Here is a 19779-nt window from a genome sequence, read left to right on the forward strand (position 1 = left end):
TAATTCTTTTTTAATCTTCTTATTATATTTCATATGACTTTTTTACTACTTCGTCACAATCTGCATTGTTTCTCTTGAGATTTGTTTTAGTAAAACGGTTTTGTCTTTTTCGACCATTTCTGCAACTTCTTTTGTGAAATGTCTGATAGTGAAAAGCGATACATTTTCGTTATAGGCAACTTTAAATTTTTTGGAAAGTATGTTTTTCACATCGGTAAAGTTGCCAAATTTATCTTCAATACAAACTGAAAAACTAATCGCAGAATTCTGAATCAGACTTACTTTTATTTTATATTGGTGAAACAAAGCAAAAATCTCGCTGATGTTTTCTTCCATGATGAATGAGAAATCAATAGACGATAACGAAATCAACAATTGATCTCTTTTTACAATAAAACAAGGCGTTTTTGGTTCTAAATCTTGTCCTTTCGAAACGCTTGTTCCTGGCAATAACGGATTGATAAATGATTTTACAAATAGTGGAATTTCCTTTTTTTGAAGTGGTTGCAATGTTTTTGGGTGAATTACAGATGCTCCGTAAAATGCCAATTCAATTGCTTCGCGATACGAAATTTGATTCAGCAAAACGGCATTTTCAAAATATCTTGGATCCGCATTCAAAACCCCGGGAACGTCTTTCCAAATCGTCACGCTTTCGGCATTTAAGCAATAAGCAAAAATGGCAGCGGTATAATCCGAACCTTCACGACCCAAAGTTGTAGTGAAATTATTTTCATCAGAACCTAAAAATCCTTGCGTAATGTTGAGTGCTTTCTTTTTAACGCATTTTGAAATAAGCTGCTGTGTTTTTTCCCAATTAACTTCGGCATCGCGATACGTAGCATCGGTTTTGATGAAATTTCTAACGTCAATCCAATTGTTTTTTAAACCGGCGTAATTGAAATAATGGCTTACAATCGTAGTTGAAACAATTTCTCCATAACTCACTACTTGGTCATAAACAAAATTATAATTTGGCGATTTATTGCTTCGAATAAAATATTCTAAATCGGCAAAATGACTGTTCACTGCATAAAAAACATCGTGATTTTCGTCATCGAATAAATCCAATAAAATTTGATTGTGGTACTTTCTAACATCCTGTAAAGAGGAATTCAGTTCACCTGATTTTTCAAAGTAATTCTTGATGACCAATTCTAATGCGTTCGTAGTTTTTCCCATAGCAGAAATCACCAAAAGCGTGTCCTCGTGGCCTACTTTTTCCAATACACTAAATACATTTTTTATTCCATCAGCATCTTTTACTGATGCCCCACCAAATTTGAATATTCTCATTATAATTTACTTAAAAATTCATTTATTCCGTTTTCGTCCATTTGCGCTACGCGCCAATCATCTAAAACTTTTGCGCCCGATTTGATATAGAAATCGATAGCTGGTGTATTCCAATCCAAAACTGCCCATTCAATTCGGCGAACCTTATCTAGTTTTCCTTGTTCAATAATTTTAGAATACAACGCAAAGCCCAAACCGGAGCCGCGCATTTTTTCTTTGACGATTAAATCCTCCAAATGAATGGTTTTCCCTTTCCAAGTCGAATAGCGATAATAATACAGCGCAATTCCAACTATTTGCTTCGCCTGTTCGCTATCGCTCGAGTCATCATCAACCTCAGCAACGAAAGTATGAAACAACGGATAATCACCAAAACCATCACGCTCTAAATCAGCAACAGTTACCACAACAGCATCAGGCTCTTTTTCGAAAGTGGCCAATTCCTGAATCAATTCAAGAACAGCTTTCATATCTTTTTTTTCTCCTTTTCGAATGTTCATTTGGATCAGATTTTCGACAAAAATACAATTATTAATTTCTTCGCGAAATAGATTTTTTCTTTGCCAAATTTATCGATATTTGCACGAACAACTACAACGATTTCGTAATGGAAGAACGCAACAAAACCTTAGGTGAATTTATCATTGAAAAACAAGAAGAATTTAAATATTCTTCCGGAGAATTATCTCGAATTATCAATTCCATCAGATTAGCCGCCAAAGTAGTAAACTACAAAGTAAACAAAGCCGGTTTGGTGGACATTGTTGGCGCTGCAGGCGATCAAAACATTCAAGGGGAAGACCAGCAAAAACTAGATGTTTATGCCAATGAAGTCTTTATCCAAACCTTAATCAATCGTGAAATTGTGTGCGGAATTGCCTCTGAAGAAAATGATGAATTCATAACCGTTGAAGGTTCGGACAACAGTCACAGCAATAAATATGTTGTTTTAATGGATCCGCTTGATGGTTCCTCAAATATTGATGTAAATGTTTCCGTTGGAACTATTTTTTCTGTTTTTAGACGTGTTACCCCAATTGGTACTCCTGTAAAGTCAGCAGATTTTTTACAACCAGGCACGCAACAAGTTGCTGCAGGCTATGTTATTTATGGCACTTCCACAATGTTAGTTTATACTACCGGTCATGGCGTCAATGGTTTTACATTGAATCCAGCCATTGGAACTTTTTATTTGTCTCACCCGAATATGCAATTTTCAAAAGACGGAAACATTTATTCTATCAACGAAGGAAACTATGTTCATTTTCCACAAGGCGTAAAAGATTATTTAAAATATTGTCAACTAGAAGAAGGCGACAGACCTTATACTTCGCGTTACATTGGAAGTTTGGTTTCCGACATTCACAGAAATATGATTAAAGGCGGAATTTATATTTATCCAACAAGTTCCAAGGCTCCAAAAGGGAAATTGCGTTTATTATATGAATGCAATCCAATGGCTTTTATTGCAGAACAAGCTGGCGGAAAAGCATCGGATGGTTTTGGAAGAATTATGGAAATCCAGCCAACAGAGTTGCATCAACGTGTTCCATTCTTCTGCGGAAGTTATAATATGGTGGAAAAGGTTGAAGAGTTTATGGCGAAATACAAATAAAAGTAACTGAGTAACTAAGTTGCTGAGAATTTAAAAAAATAAAAAAAGCCTGCATCGTTGTGATACAGGCTTTTTTACTTAGCAGCTTAGCGACTCAGTCACTTAGCTACTATTTATTCATATGTGTCATTTCGTAAACAAATGTATCTAAATCTACATGTAACAACAACAATGACATCGCTTTATCAACAATAAAAGAAACATTTCCGGGAGTAAATCCAAGTGCCAAAGCAAACTTGATTAAAACTTCTTTTTGCTTTGGTCCAAGAACGTGATCAACATATACCATTCTCGACAAATCATACAATCGCTCTAAACGTTGTGAATGCAGATATGGCGGATTAACCGGATATTTCAAAGGGGTCTCTAAAATCTCTTCATATTCAGCCGAAGAAATTTCTAAACGAACAGCCAGTTTATCTAAGAATAGTTTTTCTTCTTTACTCAAATCACCATCGGCAATGGCTACACGCACAATTGCTGAAAAATGAGCTTTATTTCTACTTTTAAATTCGCTATCAAATAAATCTGAAAATGACATAATCTTATTGGTTTTAAGTTGCAAATATAATTCAATTTCCCCTTTTTTGGAAATGGAAATCAAAAATGTTTTTCATCGATTTTAGGGTTTATTTTTTATAGCAAAACAAAATAAATTGTAAGTTTACCATACCAAACAACCTAAATGCTATGTCAGATTTCTGGATTTACTTCACCATTGGATTAAAACACATGTGGAATATTCTTGTCTACAATGATGTTTTATTTCTTTTAGCAGTTACTGTTCCTTACGAATTCAAATCATGGAAAAGAATTCTGATTCTTGTTTCCTTATTTACCGCAGGACACACATTGGCACTAATGCTTTCGGTATTTAATGTAATAACAATTAAAGTCACTATTGTAGCTTTTATAATCCCAATACTAATTCTTATTAGTGCTTTATATAACATTCTTTCTTTGGGAAAATCCAGCAAAAAAGACAATATTACCTTTATTGCAATAGTCACATCATTATTCGGAATCATTCACGGATTAGGGTTTGCTAATTATTTTAATGGCCTTCTTTCCGTAAAACCAACCGATAAGTTATTGCCTCTTTTTGAATCGTCACTTGGCTTTGTCGTCTCACAAATCATTGTGGTAATTTTAGCTTTATTACTGGCTTACGTTGTTCAAACCTTACTCAAACTCTCAAAACGCGACTGGATTTTAATCATTTCCGCCTTTGTAGCCGGTGTAGTAATTCCGATGATTATAAGAAGTGAAATTTGGGTTAAATAATTGTTTTGAAGCATTTGATATTAAGAGGAAAATGTCCAGTGGACATTCGGCAAATCAGTTTATTTCCATAGATTCATAAATCAATGCTAAATACTAACCAAATAAAAGTACGGATTGCAATTTTCGATATATTTGCTGTCCAATCTTAAAGATTGATACTGAAACAAGTTCAGAATAAATGAAAGAACAAAAACAACTCAAATACGATATTGCTTACTTAAGAATTGCTGCCGAATGGAGCAAACTTTCCTATTGCAAACGCAAGCAAGTTGGCGCCATCATTGTGCGTGACCGAATGATTATTTCAGATGGTTACAACGGAACGCCATCTGGTTTTGAAAATTGCTGCGAAGACGAAGAAGGATTAACACAATGGTTTGTACTTCACGCCGAAGCCAATGCGATTTCAAAAGTGGCGCGTTCAACACAAACTTGCGAAAATGCTACCTTATACATTACACTTTCACCTTGCAAAGAATGCAGTAAACTTATTCATCAATCGGGAATAAAAAGAGTTGTTTTTCAACATGGGTATCGCGACACAACCGGTTTAGAATTTTTAGAAAAAGCAGGCGTTGTTGTAAATCAAATTGAAGATTTAGGTTAATGAAATCAAAGGAAAAATATCTGCCAATACTACTATTCTCTTGCGTTGCCTTCGGCATTGTCATTGGTGGTATGCTTAATTTTCCGCAACGAACGCTATCAAAACAAAATGCCCGAAAAGTAAAAATTGAACGCCTAATTGATTTTATCAATGATGAATATGTTGATGATGTCAATTCTGATTCCATTGTCGATATGACTGTAAACAGTATTTTGGCAAATCTTGACCCGCATTCGGTTTATCTTCCACCAAGCGAACAATCTTCTGAAGCCGAAATCATGAAAGGTGATTTCGTTGGTATTGGTGTTAATTTTTATATGTATAACGATACAGTTACTGTAGTAAAACCTTTGGAAAATGGTCCAGCTGCAAAAGCGGGAATCCTTTCAGGTGACCGAATTTTATACGCGGACAAATCCAAACTTTTTGGAAGGAAATTACCAACCGATAGCTTATTCAACAAACTAAAAGGTGAAGAAGGTTCAGAAGTTTTACTGACTATTTTCAGAAAAAGCACCAACAAAAAACTTAAACTTACTGTTGAACGCGAAGTCGTTCCGATAAAAAGTGTCGATACGTATCTGATGCTAAATAAAACTTTTGGCTACATCAAAATAAATCGTTTTGCGGAGAATACTTATGACGAATTTAAAGTTGGATTAGAACAATTGAAAAAACAAGGAATGACCACTTTAGTCATCGACTTGCGTGACAATGGCGGTGGCTATTTGGAAAAAGCGGTTGAAATTGCTGACGAGCTGTTAAAAGATAAAGAGCTTGTCGTTTTTACCAAAAACAGAAAAGGAACAGTCGATAAGACTTATGCTACTGAAAAAGGTATTTTTGAAAACGGAAAAGTATTTGTTTTAATTGATGAAAACTCTGCTTCGGCGAGTGAAATTCTGGCTGGTGCAATTCAGGATAATGATAGAGGAATCATCGTCGGTCGCCGTTCTTTTGGTAAAGGATTGGTGCAACGAGAAATGGGTTTTGAAGATGGTTCGGCTGTTCGTTTGACAATTTCAAGATATTACACTCCAAGTGGACGTTCTATTCAAAAACCTTATTTAAAAGGCAAAGGCGAAAAATACAGTCACGATGCTGAAACTCGTTTTGCAAGCGGTGAACTTTATGAAAAAGACAAAATGAAGATTGCCGATTCTCTGAAATTTAAAACCAAAAAAGGCCGAACAGTTTATGGTGGCGGAGGCATAGTTCCGGATGTTTTTGTGCCTCTTGAAGTAAAAAAAGGGGAAGAAAATTTGACTTATATTTTAAATTCCGGGGTTGTGGGACATTTTGTTTTTGAGCAATTAGACAAAAACCGAAACACATTCAAAGGATTGAAGTTCGAACAATTTTTAACTAAAATGAAAAATGATGACAGCTATGTTACAAGATTGGAAAGCTATCTAAAAGACGCTGGTTTGGAAATGAAATTGGACAGCAATAAAACGCTGGTTAAAAAATATATCTCTGCTGAATTAGCCCGTCAGTTATTTGGCGAAAGTCAATACTACAATATCATTCTCAAAGACGATACAATGTTGAATGCGGTTTTAAAATAAACTATTTTTTTATCGAATCGTGGCTTTGCGAAGAAATACCATTATTCCATAAAGTCAAAATATCAGTCGCAACCGCTGCGCCACTTCCAGCGGCAATTGCTAACTGACTGCGCCAACCGGCAAGTGTTCCCACTACATAAATACCTTCCGATACTTTATGATCCTCATTTTTCAGTTGGATGCGTTGTTTTTCAGCTACTGCTTTTTTGTGTGGCTCCACAAAGTGCATCAACCCTTCAATGTTAAAAGTGTTAGAATAGCCAATGGCAACAACAATGCTTTTTGTTTGATACGAATTCTTATTGGTTGTAACCGTGAAATTTCGAAATTCGCCTGCAACTTTCAACACTTTCTCACCTTCTATTTGAGTTACATGCGGATATAATTGTTGTAAATGTTCGGTGCTTTCGGTCAGTAATTCTGTGCCCAATTTCCCCGAAGGAACGCCATAAGCATTGTAAAATATTGCTTCCAGAAGCGATGATGTTTTTTGGTGTGAAATAATTCCAATTTTTTTATCCTGCACAAATGGTTTTTTATGAGCCGATCCCAACACCAGAGCGCATGACATTCCGGAAACGCCGCCTCCAATTATTAAAACGTCAAACATGGTTTTAGAAATTATAAATTATAAAAAAACAAATTACAATTAAGCTTCAAAAATCAAATAATAAAACTCCAATTCTTTGTTTTTTAAAAATTGAAATTATTTGAAATTTGACTTCTGTTATTTGGAATTTTAGAAAACTTAGTTTTTAAGTTTTTCTTCGATTTTTTTTGACATTCTAAATATCAAAAGAATAAAAACAGCACAAAAAGAAGCCACAATGCCAATCAAAGCAATCATGCTGTTCCCTTCCATTGGTTTTTTAAAATCTAGTAGAAAAACATTTACTATTATCAAAGCAATAGCAATAAAGAGAAGAATATTGGTAAAAATTTTCATTGAGTAAATATTAGTCAACAAAAATACTAAAATTTGTCTTTACACAAATAGTCCTTTAACATTAGCAGCAAATAATTTAACAGCAATCGCTAAAAGCACGATGCCAAAAACTTTTCGAATGATACTTAATCCATTTTCGCCAAGCATTTTTTCGATTTTGGCAGAAGATTTTAAAACCAAATACACCAAAATAATATTCAAAAGTATGGCGACGATTATATTAACAGATTGAAATTCTGCGCGTAACGAAAGTAAGGTTGTCATTGTTCCGGCACCAGCAACTAAGGGAAATGCAATCGGAACTATGGAAGCTGAAGTTGCTTTATCATCCTTATATAATCGAATTCCTAAAATCATTTCTAAAGCTAGAAAGAACAGCACAAATGAACCGGCAACAGCAAAAGAATTCGCGTCAATACCAATTAATTTGAGGATTTCTTCGCCCACAAAAAGAAACGCAATCATAATTCCGGCCGAAACCAATGACGCTTTTCCCGATTGAATATGTCCAAATTTTGTCCGCAAACCAATAATCACAGGAATACTTCCCACGATATCAATCACGGCAAAAAGCACCATTGTGGCTGTGGCTATTTCTCTAAAATCAATGTTCATAAATTTCTTTTTTCAAAAGTACTAAATTCCAAAATGGAAATCCCAAATCCCAATATCAAATTAATTACTTTTGCAGCGGAATTAAATCCTAAATCGCTAATCCTAAATCCTAAATCAATTCATGTTTCAATTAGGCAAAACCATAGTTTCTGAAGACATCCTCGAAAAAGATTTTGTTTGTAATCTTTCGGCTTGTCATGGTGCTTGCTGTGTAGATGGCGATGCCGGTGCGCCTTTGACTAAAGAGGAAACCAAAATTCTTGAGGAAATCTATCCAAAAGTTAAACCCTTTTTGCGCAAGGAAGGCATCGAAGCAATCGAACGATTAGGCACTTGGGTTGTAGGCACTGACCAGGATTTGGAAACACCACTAATTGATAATAAAGATTGTGCTTATGTAATTTTTGATGGAAAAACAGCACTATGTGGTATCGAGCAAGCGTATAATCAAGGAATTATTGATTGGAAAAAACCGGTTTCCTGCCATTTGTATCCGATTCGTGTGAAAGATTTTACCGAATTTGCCGCCGTCAATTATGACCGTTGGGATATTTGCAATCCGGCTTGCTTATTGGGAAAAGAACTTGAAGTTCCGGTATATAAATTTGTAAAGGAAGCGTTGATTCGAAAATTTGGTGAAGATTGGTACGCTGAATTAGAGAAAGTAGCGGAAGATTTGAAAAAAGAGAAATAAAAAAAGCCGAAGTAATTAAACTTCGGCTTTTTTGTGGAGAATATCGGATTCGAACCGACCACCTCTTGCCTGCCAGGCAAGCGCTCTAGCCAAATGAGCTAATCCCCCAAAATGTTGGACAAATATATATTTTATAGAAACAAATAGCAATTCAAAACCTATCTTTTTCAGATTTGTTATAAATTTACATCAAATCATAATTTATGTCTGCCGAAAATTCAAACGGATTTATTGAAATTCAAATCGAAGATACTATAGCTACGATTATTTTTAGTCATCCGGCAAGCAACTCGTTTCCTAGTGAATTATTGCAAAAACTTACGGATGAATTAAATAAAATTTCTACCAATTCTGAAGTGAATGTGGTTATTTTACAAAGTGAAGGCACTACGTTTTGTGCTGGCGCTTCTTTTGACGAACTACTTTCTATAACCGATTTTGAAACTGGAAAAATATTCTTTTCGGGTTTTGCTAATGTTATTAACGCCATGCGAAAGTGTTCAAAAATCATCGTTGGTAAAGTTCAGGGAAAAGCTGTTGGTGGCGGCGTTGGTCTTATTGCAGCCTGTGATTTTGCTTTTGCTTATCAGGATGCGGCTATTAAATTATCTGAAATCGCTATTGGCATTGGACCGTTCGTTATTGAACCTGCAGTTTCCAGAAAAATCGGGAAAATCGCTATGTCTGAAATGACGTTACAACCCAACATTTGGCAATCGGCTGATTGGGCAAAGGAAAAAGGATTGTATGCAGATATTTTTGACAGCCAAAACGAAGTAACTGAAGCCACAATAAAACTTGCTAAAAAATTGGCATCCTACAATCCGGAGGCTTTAGCCGAAATGAAAAAAGTGTTTTGGCAAGGCACTGAAAATTGGGACGAACTATTACATGAAAGGGCTGCAATGTCGGGAAAATTAGTGCTTTCTGATTTTACCAAAGAAGCCTTGAGCAAATTTAAAAAGTAATTACCTTTGCAACACCCGAGACCAAGAATTGTCAAACGGATGACCCGAGCCGTCAAGACGAAGAACTGAACGAAGTTAAATAAATTCAAAAGCATGAGTAACATCAGAATCACAAAACAATTTTCTTTCGAAACCGGACACGCACTGTATGGCTATGATGGCAAATGCAAAAATGTACACGGACACAGTTATAAACTTTCGGTGACGGTTATAGGGAAGCCTATTTCAGACAACACCAATGTGAAATTCGGAATGGTGATTGACTTTTCTGATTTGAAAAAAATTGTCAAAGAAGAAGTTGTTGATGCTTTTGACCATGCGACTGTTTTTAATAAAAATACCCCACATGTTGAATTGGCTGCCGAATTAAAAAATCGTGGACATCATGTGATTTTGGTGGATTACCAACCTACGAGTGAAAATATGGTAACCGATTTTGCTCAAAAAATAAAAAGTCGTTTACCGGATGACATCAAATTACATTCGCTGAAATTACAGGAAACAGATACATCTTTTGCCGAATGGTATGCCTCAGATAACTAAACTGTCACACTGAGCCTGTCGAAGTGCCTTTATAAAACTAACTTTAAATGACTATTTCTCCCAACAAAAAAATATATTTTGCTTCCGACCAACACTTTGGCGCTCCAACGCCTGAAGCTAGTTTTCCGCGTGAGCAAAAATTTGTCGCTTGGCTTGACGAAGTAAAAAAAGATGCTGAATGCATTTTTCTTTTAGGTGATTTATTTGATTTTTGGTTTGAATATAAAACGGTTGTTCCTAAAGGTTTCGTAAGAGTTCTGGGCAAATTAGCCGAAATTCGAGACAGCGGGATTCCGATTTATTTCTTTGTGGGCAATCACGATTTATGGATGAACGATTATTTTCAAAAAGAGTTGAACATTCCGGTTTATCATGATAATCAGGAATATGAATTCAATGGAAAAACCTTTTTGATTGGTCATGGCGACGGAAAAGGACCAGGAGACAAAGGATACAAGCGCATGAAAAAAGTGTTTACCAGTCCGTTTTCAAAATGGCTGTATCGTTGGTTGCATCCTGATATTGGAGTAAAATTAGCGCAATACCTTTCTGTAAAAAACAAACTGATTTCAGGCGATGCCGATGTGAAATTCCTTGGTGAAGAAAAAGAATGGCTGGTACAATATTCCAAACGCAAACTCGAAACCAAACATTATAACTACCTTATTTTTGGTCACCGTCATTTACCGATGGTGCTTACTGTTGGCGAAAATTCACAATATGTCAATCTTGGTGATTGGATTGGTTACTTTACGTATGGCGTTTTTGATGGCGAGAAATTTGAGTTGAAGGAGTATTAATTGAAAAATTTAACAATCAAAAATGTCTTAACTTTTTTATATTTGATAATGAAAATTTTAAAGATTTTTCAATCTTAACAAATTAGGTTCAATTAAAAAAAATATTTTACCAAAAAATGATGAATAAAAAATTTATTAGTAATTCAGCCATTTTGTCTTTTCTTTTGTTAAGTTTTTTTTCTTGCCTTATTTGCCATAGTCAAATAAACCGTGTTGTTTTTCATGATGATTTTGAAAATTCCGGAAATAGTGCGACGATTTGGTTGCCATCATCAAATTACACATTTACAACTGGATTTTCTGGTAATGGATTGTTATTCAACAATACAGAAACTGCCTCTCGTTTAGTATCGACTCCTATCTCTTTAGATAATTTGTTAGAAAATACCATTGCTATCTCCGCTAGTATAAAAGGTGAAAATTTAACTGGAGGAGTGAATAATGGCATGGTTGTACAACTTGTAGCAACAACGAGCGCTAACAATACGAGGTATTTTAGAATTCCAGTTGTTACAAGCACATTTGATTGGAAGCAAGTTGGAAAAATACTGAAGATAGATTCTGATGTCATAGCCATTAGGTTAGAAATTGGGATTTTTAACGCAAGTGGTAAATTATGGATAGACAATATTCATGTTCAAGTAGTTGCTGAACCTATGCCTCCTGCTCGCGATCCAAGCATAGTGATAAATAAAACCCATGTAGGAATGTATAGAGGGATGAATGTTAGAAGTAACAGCATTTTAAATAGTGACCTTGACGAATTAAGTTATAATTGGAGCGCTAATACTATACGTTGTCAAATTGGAGGAGATCAATTTGGTAATGGTTTGTTAAGACCTGATTTTGATGCTATTTTGCAATCAGAGTTAACAAGAATGGATACATTAGTGAATTGGTGTGAAACCAACGGGCTGCATATGGTTGTTGGGTTGGCTGGATTATCACAAGGGTTATTTTCAAGTCTGGCGGCTCAAACAAGACTTATTCAAACATGGTCTTTGATTGCTGATAGGTATAAAAATGTAAATGCTGTTTGGGCTTACGATCTTGCAAATGAACCGGTTGGAAGTTATGAATACCCTTATGATTATTCTTGGCCATTAGATAATACTATCTTATTATGGCCTTCTTTAGCTGAATCAATGGTGAATGCAATCAGAAGTATTGATGCTGATAAATCAATAATTATCGAAAGTTTAAATTATGGGATCTCGTTGGATGATATTAAGCCTATCGATTTTTCAATCCCTAATATTATTTATAGTGTACATATGTATGTCCCTCATCAATTTACACATCAAACATTGCCTGGATATATCAATTCGTACTCTTATCCTGGGATAATTGATGGCGCATATTATGACAAAGAAGTCTTAAGGCAACTACTTCAGCCACTGAAAGACTATCAAGAAAAATACCGTGTGCCCATTTATATAGGAGAGTTTAGCGCAATTCGATGGACACCTAATAATAGTACTTTTAATTATTTACGTGATTGCATAGAACTTTTTGAAGAATATAATTGGGATTGGACTTTCCATGCTTTTCGAGAATGGAATGGATGGAGTGTAGAACATTCAACAGGATATTATGACCCTATTCTACCTACAACGATGACCGATAGAGAGTTGCTCCTTCGTTCTTATTTTCAACAAAATTTAGGTCAAGATCAATTTATAAATAATGATATTCACACTTCTGTTTGTTATCCTAATCCAGTAAAAAATGAACTTAATTTTACTTTGAAAAATCTTGAATTTGATTCTGGAATCCTTGAAATTTATGACATCCAAGGTAAATTATTAAAACAAAAAAGTATTACAAGGGAAGAAATTGTCATAATAGATGTTTCAAATTTTTCTGATGGGTTTTATACTTACTCTTTAGAAGATGGAAATGGTAAAATAATTTCTCGTGGAAAGTTTATTAAAAATAAATTTTAATCTTTTCAAAATAAATATGCCCTTTTTTGAATATTCTAATCCCCTATCAAATCCTTCAACCGCAACTGCACAGAGACATTGCCATTGAATTCGTTTTCATTTAATGCAATAAACAGCGTCAAACGATTTTTAGTTTTTAACCAATTCTAATTTATCTCCCATTCCAAACGCAAACTCGCAACCAAACATTACAACTACCTTATTTTTGGACACCGTCATTTACCGATGGTTTTGAAGGTTGGAGAAAACTCAGAATACATTAACCTTGGCGATTGGATTGGTTACTTTACTTATGGTGTTTTTGATGGTTCGACCTTTGATTTGAAGGAGTATTAGACTATTTAGAAGCCTAATCTCCATTTTTCAAAGCTTCCACATCTTTTGCTAAATCCAGATTTCTAAACGAAGGCGAAATAAATCCGGTAAAAGCAACGGTAATCAATGTCATTGTCCCACCAAAAACTACTGCGGTAACGGTTCCCATGAGTTTGGCAGTAAGTCCACTTTCAAAAGCACCCAATTCATTTGACGAACCCACAAAAATAGAATTTACAGAAGCCACACGTCCACGCATATTATCTGGTGTATGCAATTGCAGAATCGTGTTTCGAATAACAACTGAAACGCCATCAAAAATACCACTAAAGAACATCGCTATCACCGAAACCCAGAACAATTTTGACAATCCAAAAACGATTATACAAATTCCGAAAAGAAAAACAGCCGACAGTAATTTCATTCCTGCTTTTTTATTCAACGGAATATATGCCGACAATACCATCGTAATAAAAGAACCTACAGCGGGTGCAGCACGCAAAAGTCCAAATCCTTCAGAACCAACTTTGAGAATATCTTGTGCAAAAATCGGCAGCAACGCCATTGCTCCACCAAACAACACCGCAATCATATCAAGAGAAATTGCTCCTAAAATAGTCTTGTTTTGAAAGACGTACTTTACTCCTTCTTTTAAACTTTGCATAATTGGTTCGCCAATTTTTGGATTCAGAATTGCTTTGCGCTCGATTTTAGTTAAAAAAAGTAAGGAAAAAACGGAAAAGGCAAATACCAAGCACATCGACCAATGCACTCCAATAAAACTAATAGAAAAACCAGCTACGCCAGGGCCAACCATAGCGGCCATTTGCCATACGGAACTGCTCCAGGTAGAAGCATTTGCATACGCTTTTTTAGGTACAACTAAGGATAATAATGAAAAGATAGTTGGTGAAATAAACGCACGAACCAAGCCGCCCGCAAAGACTAAAGCGTATATAATATAAAGAACACTTTGGAGTTCTAAATTCTTATTAATACTCGGAACCGTAATTAAAAAAAGTCCGAAACTAACGACTGAAAAACCAACTATGCATTTTAAAAGTAATCTTTTTTTCTCACTTTGATCAACGATATGCCCCGCAAAAAGCGCCATTCCAATCGCTGGAATAATTTCCATTAAACCAATAATTCCAAGTGATAACGGGTCTTTGGTCAACCGATAAACTTCCCATTCTATAATCACAAATTGCATCGACCAGGCAAAAACCATGGCAAATCGCAATAACAAAAAGAAATTAAATTCTTTATACCGAAGTGCTTCGTAAGGATCGTTTTTCGTCATTTAATCAGGCTTAATATCTTTAAATCTCAATTGCAAAGATACAGTTCCATTAAATTCATTTTCATCAATGCAATAACAAATTGCAATTGGTTGATGGTTTTTTGTTATTTCTAATTTATCGCCTAAACCAAAACCTATTGCTCCAAAACCGTTAGAATTAAATTGTTTAACAAAAAGTTTTAAATGTTCTCCATTTTGTCCTAATGTTTTGGCATAACCTGAGTCTTTTAGATTTTTGGTCATAAAAGTAGGTGTCATATTTTGCGGACCAAAAGGTTCAAACTGGTTTAGCAATCGCACCAATCTATCATCAATATCCGTTAGATTAATTTCAGCATCAATAGCAATTTCCGGAGTTAACAAATCGGGATGAATAGTTTCTGAAACTACTTTTTCAAAAGCATTTTTAAAATTCTGATAATTTTCTTCTTTTAATGTCATCCCGGCTGCATACATGTGTCCGCCAAATTGTTCGAGATGTTCTGAACTCGCTTCTAAAGCATTATAAATGTCAAAATCTTTCACCGAACGCGCCGAAGCTGCTAGTTTGTCACCACTTTTTGTAAACACAATCGTTGGGCGATAATAGGTTTCTATCAAGCGTGAGGCTACAATTCCGATGACGCCTTTGTGCCAATTTTCATTATAAACTACCGTTGTAAATTTGTCGGTTCCCTCATTTATTTCTATCTGGTCTAAGGCTTCAATCGTGATTTGTTTGTCTAAATCTTTTCGGTCAGAGTTATGCTGCTCGATTTCAGAAGCAAATTGTTCGGCTTGTTCTAAATCATATTCAGTCAATAAAGAAACTGCAGCATTCCCATGTTTTATTCTTCCGGCAGCATTTATTCTTGGCGCGATAATGAAAACAACATCCGTAATTGTCAAAACCTTTTTCTTTACATTTTTGATTAATGCTTTAATTCCGGGACGCGGATTTGCATTAATAACGTCCAATCCAAACTTGGCCAAAATTCGATTCTCGCCTGTCATCGGAACAATATCGGCAGCAATTGCGGTTGCAACCAAATCGAGATAAATCAATAAATCGTCAATCGTTTGATTCCTGTTTTCGCCCAAAGCCTGAATCAATTTGAAGCCAACGCCACAACCGCACAATTCATCATACGGATACGAACAATCGTCACGTTTTGGATCGAGAAGCGCAATCGCATTTGGCAAAATATCACCTGGTCGATGGTGATCGCAAATGATGAAATCAATGTTTCTTTCATTCGCATAAGCGATATGGTCAATGGATTTTATGCCACAATCCAAAGCAATAATCAATGTAATACTGTTGTCATCGGCATAGTCAATTCCTTTATACGAAATTCCGTAACCTTCATCATAACGATCCGGAATATACGTCGCGACATTTGGATAATAACTTTTCAAATACGACGAAACTAGCGAAACCGCCGTTGTTCCATCGACATCATAATCGCCAAAAACCAAAATATTTTCTCCGTTTGCAATCGCTGTTTCAATTCGGGAAACCGCTTTATCCATATCTTTCATAAGATACGGATTGTGCAAATCGTCCAAACTTGGTCGGAAAAATTGTCTTGCCTGTTCAAACGTTTCAATGCCACGTTGCACCAAAAGTGCAGCAATTAGCTCATCCACTTTTAATTGGGTTGCCAAAGCTTTTACTTTCTGGGAATCGGGTTTAGGTTTGAGTGTCCAGCGCATAATTAATTGCGAATTGAAAATTAAGAATTACGAATGATTTTAAACAAAAATACGTGAAAGACTATAACAAATGATATAGTTTTTGTGTATAATTTATAAATAAAAAACCAAAATAATATTTGCTACTTTTGAACTATAAAAGAAATTCAAAATGCAAATTCAAGGTCAGATTGTAGACATTCCAAATCGCAAAATATATTCGGGGGAAATTACTGTTGAAAACGGTAAAATCAGTTCCAAAATTGAAAAAGAACATAACAATAAAGACTTTATCCTTCCTGGTTTTATTGATGCACACATTCATATTGAAAGTTCGATGTTGGTGCCTTCTGAATTTGCGAAGATCGCGGTTTTACATGGAACGGTTGGGACCATATCTGACCCGCATGAAATTGCGAATGTATTGGGAAAAGACGGTGTTCATTATATGATTGAAAACGGTAAAAAAGTACCTTTGAAGTTTCACTTTGGCGCGCCTTCCTGCGTTCCTGCAACATTTTTTGAAACGGCAGGTGCCGTAATTGATTCGGAACAAATCAAGGAATTAATGGCTTCACCCGATATTTATTATTTATCTGAAATGATGAATTATCCAGGCGTTTTGTTTGATGATGAAGAAGTTTTAAAAAAAATTGCCTGGGCAAAACATTTCAATAAACCTGTTGATGGTCATGCGCCAGGATTGCGAGGAGCGCCTATCGAAAAATATATTGCTGCCGGAATTTCAACCGATCATGAATGTTTTACTTATGACGAAGCGGCTGAAAAATTATCGCTTGGAATGAAAGTGCTTATTCGTGAAGGAAGTGCGGCAAAAAACTTTGAAGCTTTAATCGATTTATTACCGGATAATTTCGAAAATATGATGTTTTGTTCCGATGATAAACATCCGGATGATTTGATTGTTGGACACATTAATTTGCTTTGTGCAAGAGCAGTTGCCAAAGGTTTTGACTTGTTCAAAATATTGCAAATGGCGTGCATCAATCCGGTGAAACATTACAAAATGAACATTGGCTTATTGCAAAAAAATGATGCCGCTGATTTTATTGTGGTGGAAGATTTAACCAATTTCAAAGTGTTGCAAACCTATATCGATGGTGAACTCGTTGCCGAAAACGGACAATCATTTGTAAAACACGTCGACTTTGAAAAACCTAATAATTTCAACACTTCTGCTAAAACCATAGGCGAGTTTGAAGTAGCAAGTTCGGCTTCAAAAATTAGGGTTATTGAAGCTTTAGAAGGCCAACTAATCACGAATGAAATTCATCAAAAACCAAAAATTGAAAACGGAAAAATCGTTTCTGATACAAAAAATGACATCCTGAAAATGGCAGTTGTCAACCGTTACGAAAATGCTCCTCCAGCGATTGCTTTTATCAAAAACTTTGGTTTGAAAAAAGGCGCAATCGCCAGTTCGGTGGCGCACGATTGTCATAATATTGTTGTTGTTGGAACTTCGGATGTAGAAATCTGCAAAGCTGTCAATATACTGATTGAAAATAGTGGTGGCGTTTGTGCTGTGAATGGTGCTGAAACTAAATCGCTAGCACTTCCTGTTGCCGGAATCATGAGCGACAAAGATGGATGGGAAACTGGGAAATTGTATCAGGAAATTGATGCGATGTCAAAAGAATTGGGAAGCAATTTGAAAGCTCCGTTTATGACTTTATCATTCATGGCTTTATTGGTAATTCCCGATTTGAAATTATCGGACAAAGGCTTGTTTAGCGGGAATAGTTTTTCGTTTGTTGACTTGGAAGTTTAAAAAAGATGAAAGAATATAGAAAATAGAATAAAGACTAGGGATAACTATTCTGAGTCTATTTTCTTTGTTCTATTTTCTTTGTTCTTCCCTTCAACCACAGCAACAATCTCACCTTTTGGAGGTTTTGCTTCGAAATGTTTTAGCACTTCTTCTGCAGTTCCGCGTATAGTTTCTTCGTGTAGTTTGGATAATTCTCTGGAAACAGAAACTTGTCTGTCGGCTCCAAAATACTGCACAAATTCAGCTAAGGTCTTTACTAATTTATGTGGTGAAACATAAAAAATCATTGTTCTGTTTTCTTCGGCTAGTGCCAAATATCGGGTTTGTCTTCCTTTCTTTTCGGGTAAAAATCCTTCGAAGACAAATCGATCATTGGGCAAACCGCTATTTACCAAAGCGGGAACAAAAGCTGTTGCGCCAGGCAAACAATCGACTTCAATATTATTTTCGACACAAGCTCGTGTTAGCAAAAATCCAGGATCAGAAATGGCTGGAGTTCCCGCATCAGAAATCAATGCAATGTTTTCTCCAGCTTGCAAACGGGTAATCAAATTGGCAACGATTTTGTGTTCGTTGTGCATATGATGACTGTGCATATGTGTAGAAATCTCAAAATGTTTTAGAAGTTTACCGCTAGTTCGTGTGTCTTCTGCCAAAATTAAATCGACTTCTTTCAAAACGCGAATGGCTCTAAAAGTCATGTCTTCAAGATTGCCAATAGGCGTTGGAACGATGTATAATTTTGACATAGGAATGAATTAACCACAAATTTTACAAATTCTCACAAATTAATTCTGTGCTAATCTGTATGTAAATTTTTAAGAGAATTTTTTCTCGACAATTTCCATGAATCGTTCGATATAATCTTCTTCGCCAACCCAATAATTATAATCGGGAATCACCATTTCGTTGATGAAGTTTTTGGCTTCTTCAAAGGTGTCAAAAGTGTTCAATTGAGAAATCACACGATTAAAATCTTCGTTGCTGTCGTTAAAAAGATGCTGTACAAAACCAATTCGGTCGTTCAATCCAATCGCAATTGATTTTGACATTCCATCATGTGTAATTTGGGTTCTTGGAGTTTCTTCTTCAGACTCTTGTTTATCTTCTTCTTTAGCCTCTGAAGGAAATAAAGACACTTCATTTGGTTTTACAAAAACAGGATCAGCATATTTTCCGATATGATCTTCTAATTTTTCTTCAGGCTGAGACTCGAAAGCAACTTCTACCGGAATATCTTGCTCCGGCTCTTCTTCCTCCTCCACTTCTAATTCAAAAATAGGTTCAAAAGAAGGTTTAGCTTCGCTCAGTTCTCCCGAAGCTTCGGTATCGGCTCGGGTGTCTTCTACAACAACTTCTTCCTCCAAAGTTAGCTCTTCTTCCAATGTTTCTTCCGCAGTTTGCTCCTCCAATTCGCTATCGCTCGTGTCTTCTACTTCTTCCGAAACCATTGATTCTTCGGCAAGTGCCGCTTCAATCTGTTCTTCAGTCTCAGGAACTGCTTCCACAATATCCTCTTTAACTTCCACTAATGGTTCTGGCGTTTCTTCCACTTCAAGTGATAGCTCAAGCTTTTCTTCCAAAACTGCTGACGACACATCTGATTTTACCGATTCAAAATTGTCCTGATAGAACTTTAAAACAGTCAAGGTTTCATATAATTTTTGCGTTTCTTTATACAACTGGTCGACTTCCGACTTGTTTTTTAGCTTTAAAATTCGGTGCGCAATGCTGATTAATTCAGATTCTAATCTTTTTTTCATCTTATTTTGAAATTGCTGAGCTTTAGTTAATTTTCTTCTTCTCCAATTTA

20 protein-coding genes, 1 tRNA gene and 1 pseudogene are annotated in these 19779 nt (G+C 35.6%); 11 read left to right on the forward strand and 11 right to left on the reverse strand.

Going from position 1 to position 19779, the window contains the following annotated elements; genetic code table 11:
- Positions 1-45 precede the first annotated feature (45 nt).
- Both RMN97_RS11520 and RMN97_RS11525 read right to left on the reverse strand, forming a co-directional pair.
- A complete protein-coding gene (locus tag RMN97_RS11520; protein ID WP_309614672.1) occupies positions 46-1296 on the reverse strand; it encodes an aspartate kinase in 1251 nt (416 codons plus the stop codon).
- Positions 1296-1796 carry a GNAT family N-acetyltransferase gene (locus RMN97_RS11525; RefSeq protein WP_309614673.1) on the reverse strand — a complete coding sequence of 167 codons (501 nt, stop codon included), beginning with the start codon at positions 1794-1796 and terminating at the stop codon, positions 1296-1298. Before RMN97_RS11525 ends, RMN97_RS11520 begins: the two co-directional genes overlap by 1 nt.
- Positions 1797-1903: 107 nt before the next feature.
- Here RMN97_RS11525 and fbp point away from each other — a divergent pair, with 107 nt between their 5' ends.
- On the forward strand, positions 1904-2911 hold the full coding sequence (gene fbp, locus RMN97_RS11530; protein ID WP_309614674.1) for a class 1 fructose-bisphosphatase: 1008 nt from the start codon (positions 1904-1906) through the stop codon (positions 2909-2911).
- Between the two features lie 109 nt (positions 2912-3020).
- Here the strand turns inward: fbp and RMN97_RS11535 are convergent, their stop codons facing one another.
- Positions 3021-3452, reverse strand: coding sequence for a TerB family tellurite resistance protein (locus tag RMN97_RS11535; RefSeq protein ID WP_309614675.1), 432 nt, complete (start codon positions 3450-3452; stop codon positions 3021-3023).
- Positions 3453-3601: 149 nt separating this feature from the next.
- Here RMN97_RS11535 and RMN97_RS11540 point away from each other — a divergent pair, with 149 nt between their 5' ends.
- The 3 genes from RMN97_RS11540 to RMN97_RS11550 all read left to right on the forward strand — a co-directional run bounded on the left by RMN97_RS11540 (position 3602) and on the right by RMN97_RS11550 (position 6370).
- Positions 3602-4195 (forward strand): HupE/UreJ family protein, encoded by a 594-nt coding sequence (locus tag RMN97_RS11540; RefSeq protein ID WP_309614676.1) that lies wholly within the window; start codon positions 3602-3604, stop codon positions 4193-4195.
- Between the two features lie 178 nt (positions 4196-4373).
- Entirely contained in the window at positions 4374-4802 is a 429-nt protein-coding gene (locus RMN97_RS11545; protein WP_309614677.1) for a dCMP deaminase family protein, read from the forward strand.
- The gene (locus RMN97_RS11550) at positions 4802-6370 is read left to right on the forward strand and encodes a S41 family peptidase (RefSeq protein WP_309614678.1); all 1569 of its coding nucleotides are present in this window, start codon (positions 4802-4804) and stop codon (positions 6368-6370) included. The genes RMN97_RS11545 and RMN97_RS11550 overlap by 1 nt, the downstream gene beginning before the upstream one ends.
- Before the next feature lies 1 nt (position 6371).
- Here RMN97_RS11550 and RMN97_RS11555 read toward each other — a convergent pair whose 3' ends face one another.
- From RMN97_RS11555 to RMN97_RS11565, 3 genes are all read right to left on the reverse strand, one after another.
- Positions 6372-6980 (reverse strand): FAD-dependent oxidoreductase, encoded by a 609-nt coding sequence (locus RMN97_RS11555; protein WP_309614679.1) that lies wholly within the window; start codon positions 6978-6980, stop codon positions 6372-6374.
- A gap of 138 nt (positions 6981-7118) precedes the next feature.
- The gene (locus tag RMN97_RS11560; protein ID WP_309614680.1) at positions 7119-7316 is read right to left on the reverse strand and encodes a hypothetical protein; all 198 of its coding nucleotides are present in this window, start codon (positions 7314-7316) and stop codon (positions 7119-7121) included.
- 39 nt (positions 7317-7355) lie between these two features.
- Positions 7356-7931, reverse strand: coding sequence for a MarC family protein (locus tag RMN97_RS11565; RefSeq protein ID WP_309614681.1), 576 nt, complete (start codon positions 7929-7931; stop codon positions 7356-7358).
- Between the two features lie 121 nt (positions 7932-8052).
- On the opposite strand from RMN97_RS11565, the gene RMN97_RS11570 reads away from it, so the two are divergent.
- A complete protein-coding gene (locus tag RMN97_RS11570) occupies positions 8053-8625 on the forward strand; it encodes a DUF3109 family protein (protein ID WP_309614682.1) in 573 nt (190 codons plus the stop codon).
- Positions 8626-8659: 34 nt separating this feature from the next.
- On the opposite strand, the gene RMN97_RS11575 is transcribed toward RMN97_RS11570, so the two are convergent.
- Positions 8660-8733, reverse strand: a tRNA-Ala gene (locus RMN97_RS11575).
- Positions 8734-8828: 95 nt separating this feature from the next.
- Here RMN97_RS11575 and RMN97_RS11580 point away from each other — a divergent pair.
- The 5 genes and pseudogenes from RMN97_RS11580 to RMN97_RS11600 form a co-directional block, all read left to right on the forward strand.
- On the forward strand, positions 8829-9593 hold the full coding sequence (locus RMN97_RS11580; RefSeq protein ID WP_309614683.1) for an enoyl-CoA hydratase/isomerase family protein: 765 nt from the start codon (positions 8829-8831) through the stop codon (positions 9591-9593).
- A gap of 93 nt (positions 9594-9686) precedes the next feature.
- Positions 9687-10136 carry a 6-carboxytetrahydropterin synthase gene (locus RMN97_RS11585; protein ID WP_309614684.1) on the forward strand — a complete coding sequence of 150 codons (450 nt, stop codon included), beginning with the start codon at positions 9687-9689 and terminating at the stop codon, positions 10134-10136.
- Between the two features lie 47 nt (positions 10137-10183).
- Positions 10184-10936 carry a UDP-2,3-diacylglucosamine diphosphatase gene (locus RMN97_RS11590; RefSeq protein ID WP_309614685.1) on the forward strand — a complete coding sequence of 251 codons (753 nt, stop codon included), beginning with the start codon at positions 10184-10186 and terminating at the stop codon, positions 10934-10936.
- 116 nt (positions 10937-11052) lie between these two features.
- Positions 11053-12882, forward strand: a complete 1830-nt coding sequence (locus RMN97_RS11595) for a cellulase family glycosylhydrolase (RefSeq protein WP_309614686.1) — start codon at positions 11053-11055, stop codon at positions 12880-12882.
- A gap of 153 nt (positions 12883-13035) precedes the next feature.
- Positions 13036-13218, forward strand: a pseudogene (locus RMN97_RS11600) (UDP-2,3-diacylglucosamine diphosphatase); the annotation flags it as partial.
- A gap of 13 nt (positions 13219-13231) precedes the next feature.
- On the opposite strand, the gene RMN97_RS11605 reads toward RMN97_RS11600, so the two are convergent.
- Both RMN97_RS11605 and recJ read right to left on the reverse strand, forming a co-directional pair.
- Entirely contained in the window at positions 13232-14500 is a 1269-nt protein-coding gene (locus RMN97_RS11605; RefSeq protein ID WP_309614687.1) for an MFS transporter, read from the reverse strand.
- Positions 14501-16195, reverse strand: coding sequence for a single-stranded-DNA-specific exonuclease RecJ (recJ, locus tag RMN97_RS11610; RefSeq protein ID WP_309614688.1), 1695 nt, complete (start codon positions 16193-16195; stop codon positions 14501-14503).
- Positions 16196-16346: 151 nt separating this feature from the next.
- Between recJ and ade the strand changes: the two genes are divergently transcribed.
- Positions 16347-17966 carry an adenine deaminase gene (gene ade, locus RMN97_RS11615; RefSeq protein WP_309614689.1) on the forward strand — a complete coding sequence of 540 codons (1620 nt, stop codon included), beginning with the start codon at positions 16347-16349 and terminating at the stop codon, positions 17964-17966.
- 44 nt (positions 17967-18010) lie between these two features.
- On the opposite strand, the gene rsmI is transcribed toward ade, so the two are convergent.
- Together rsmI and RMN97_RS11625 are read right to left on the reverse strand one after the other, a co-directional pair.
- On the reverse strand, positions 18011-18715 hold the full coding sequence (gene rsmI / locus RMN97_RS11620) for a 16S rRNA (cytidine(1402)-2'-O)-methyltransferase (protein ID WP_309614690.1): 705 nt from the start codon (positions 18713-18715) through the stop codon (positions 18011-18013).
- Between the two features lie 69 nt (positions 18716-18784).
- Positions 18785-19729, reverse strand: coding sequence for a hypothetical protein (locus RMN97_RS11625; RefSeq protein WP_309614691.1), 945 nt, complete (start codon positions 19727-19729; stop codon positions 18785-18787).
- Positions 19730-19779 lie beyond the last annotated feature (50 nt).

Origin of the sequence: Flavobacterium sp. (assembly GCF_031381455.1) — a bacterium.
In the GTDB taxonomy this organism is placed as follows: domain Bacteria; phylum Bacteroidota; class Bacteroidia; order Flavobacteriales; family Flavobacteriaceae; genus Flavobacterium.

Coding starts and splice junctions, on each gene's coding strand:
- RMN97_RS11520 (WP_309614672.1), bottom strand. CDS start 1,296: ATGAGAATATTCAAATTTGGTGGGGCATCAGTAAAAGATGCTGATGGA.
- RMN97_RS11525 (WP_309614673.1), bottom strand. CDS start 1,796: ATGAACATTCGAAAAGGAGAAAAAAAAGATATGAAAGCTGTTCTTGAA.
- fbp (WP_309614674.1), top strand. CDS start 1,904: ATGGAAGAACGCAACAAAACCTTAGGTGAATTTATCATTGAAAAACAA.
- RMN97_RS11535 (WP_309614675.1), bottom strand. CDS start 3,452: ATGTCATTTTCAGATTTATTTGATAGCGAATTTAAAAGTAGAAATAAA.
- RMN97_RS11540 (WP_309614676.1), top strand. CDS start 3,602: ATGTCAGATTTCTGGATTTACTTCACCATTGGATTAAAACACATGTGG.
- RMN97_RS11545 (WP_309614677.1), top strand. CDS start 4,374: ATGAAAGAACAAAAACAACTCAAATACGATATTGCTTACTTAAGAATT.
- RMN97_RS11550 (WP_309614678.1), top strand. CDS start 4,802: ATGAAATCAAAGGAAAAATATCTGCCAATACTACTATTCTCTTGCGTT.
- RMN97_RS11555 (WP_309614679.1), bottom strand. CDS start 6,980: ATGTTTGACGTTTTAATAATTGGAGGCGGCGTTTCCGGAATGTCATGC.
- RMN97_RS11560 (WP_309614680.1), bottom strand. CDS start 7,316: ATGAAAATTTTTACCAATATTCTTCTCTTTATTGCTATTGCTTTGATA.
- RMN97_RS11565 (WP_309614681.1), bottom strand. CDS start 7,931: ATGAACATTGATTTTAGAGAAATAGCCACAGCCACAATGGTGCTTTTT.
- RMN97_RS11570 (WP_309614682.1), top strand. CDS start 8,053: ATGTTTCAATTAGGCAAAACCATAGTTTCTGAAGACATCCTCGAAAAA.
- RMN97_RS11580 (WP_309614683.1), top strand. CDS start 8,829: ATGTCTGCCGAAAATTCAAACGGATTTATTGAAATTCAAATCGAAGAT.
- RMN97_RS11585 (WP_309614684.1), top strand. CDS start 9,687: ATGAGTAACATCAGAATCACAAAACAATTTTCTTTCGAAACCGGACAC.
- RMN97_RS11590 (WP_309614685.1), top strand. CDS start 10,184: ATGACTATTTCTCCCAACAAAAAAATATATTTTGCTTCCGACCAACAC.
- RMN97_RS11595 (WP_309614686.1), top strand. CDS start 11,053: ATGATGAATAAAAAATTTATTAGTAATTCAGCCATTTTGTCTTTTCTT.
- RMN97_RS11605 (WP_309614687.1), bottom strand. CDS start 14,500: ATGACGAAAAACGATCCTTACGAAGCACTTCGGTATAAAGAATTTAAT.
- recJ (WP_309614688.1), bottom strand. CDS start 16,195: ATGCGCTGGACACTCAAACCTAAACCCGATTCCCAGAAAGTAAAAGCT.
- ade (WP_309614689.1), top strand. CDS start 16,347: ATGCAAATTCAAGGTCAGATTGTAGACATTCCAAATCGCAAAATATAT.
- rsmI (WP_309614690.1), bottom strand. CDS start 18,715: ATGTCAAAATTATACATCGTTCCAACGCCTATTGGCAATCTTGAAGAC.
- RMN97_RS11625 (WP_309614691.1), bottom strand. CDS start 19,729: ATGAAAAAAAGATTAGAATCTGAATTAATCAGCATTGCGCACCGAATT.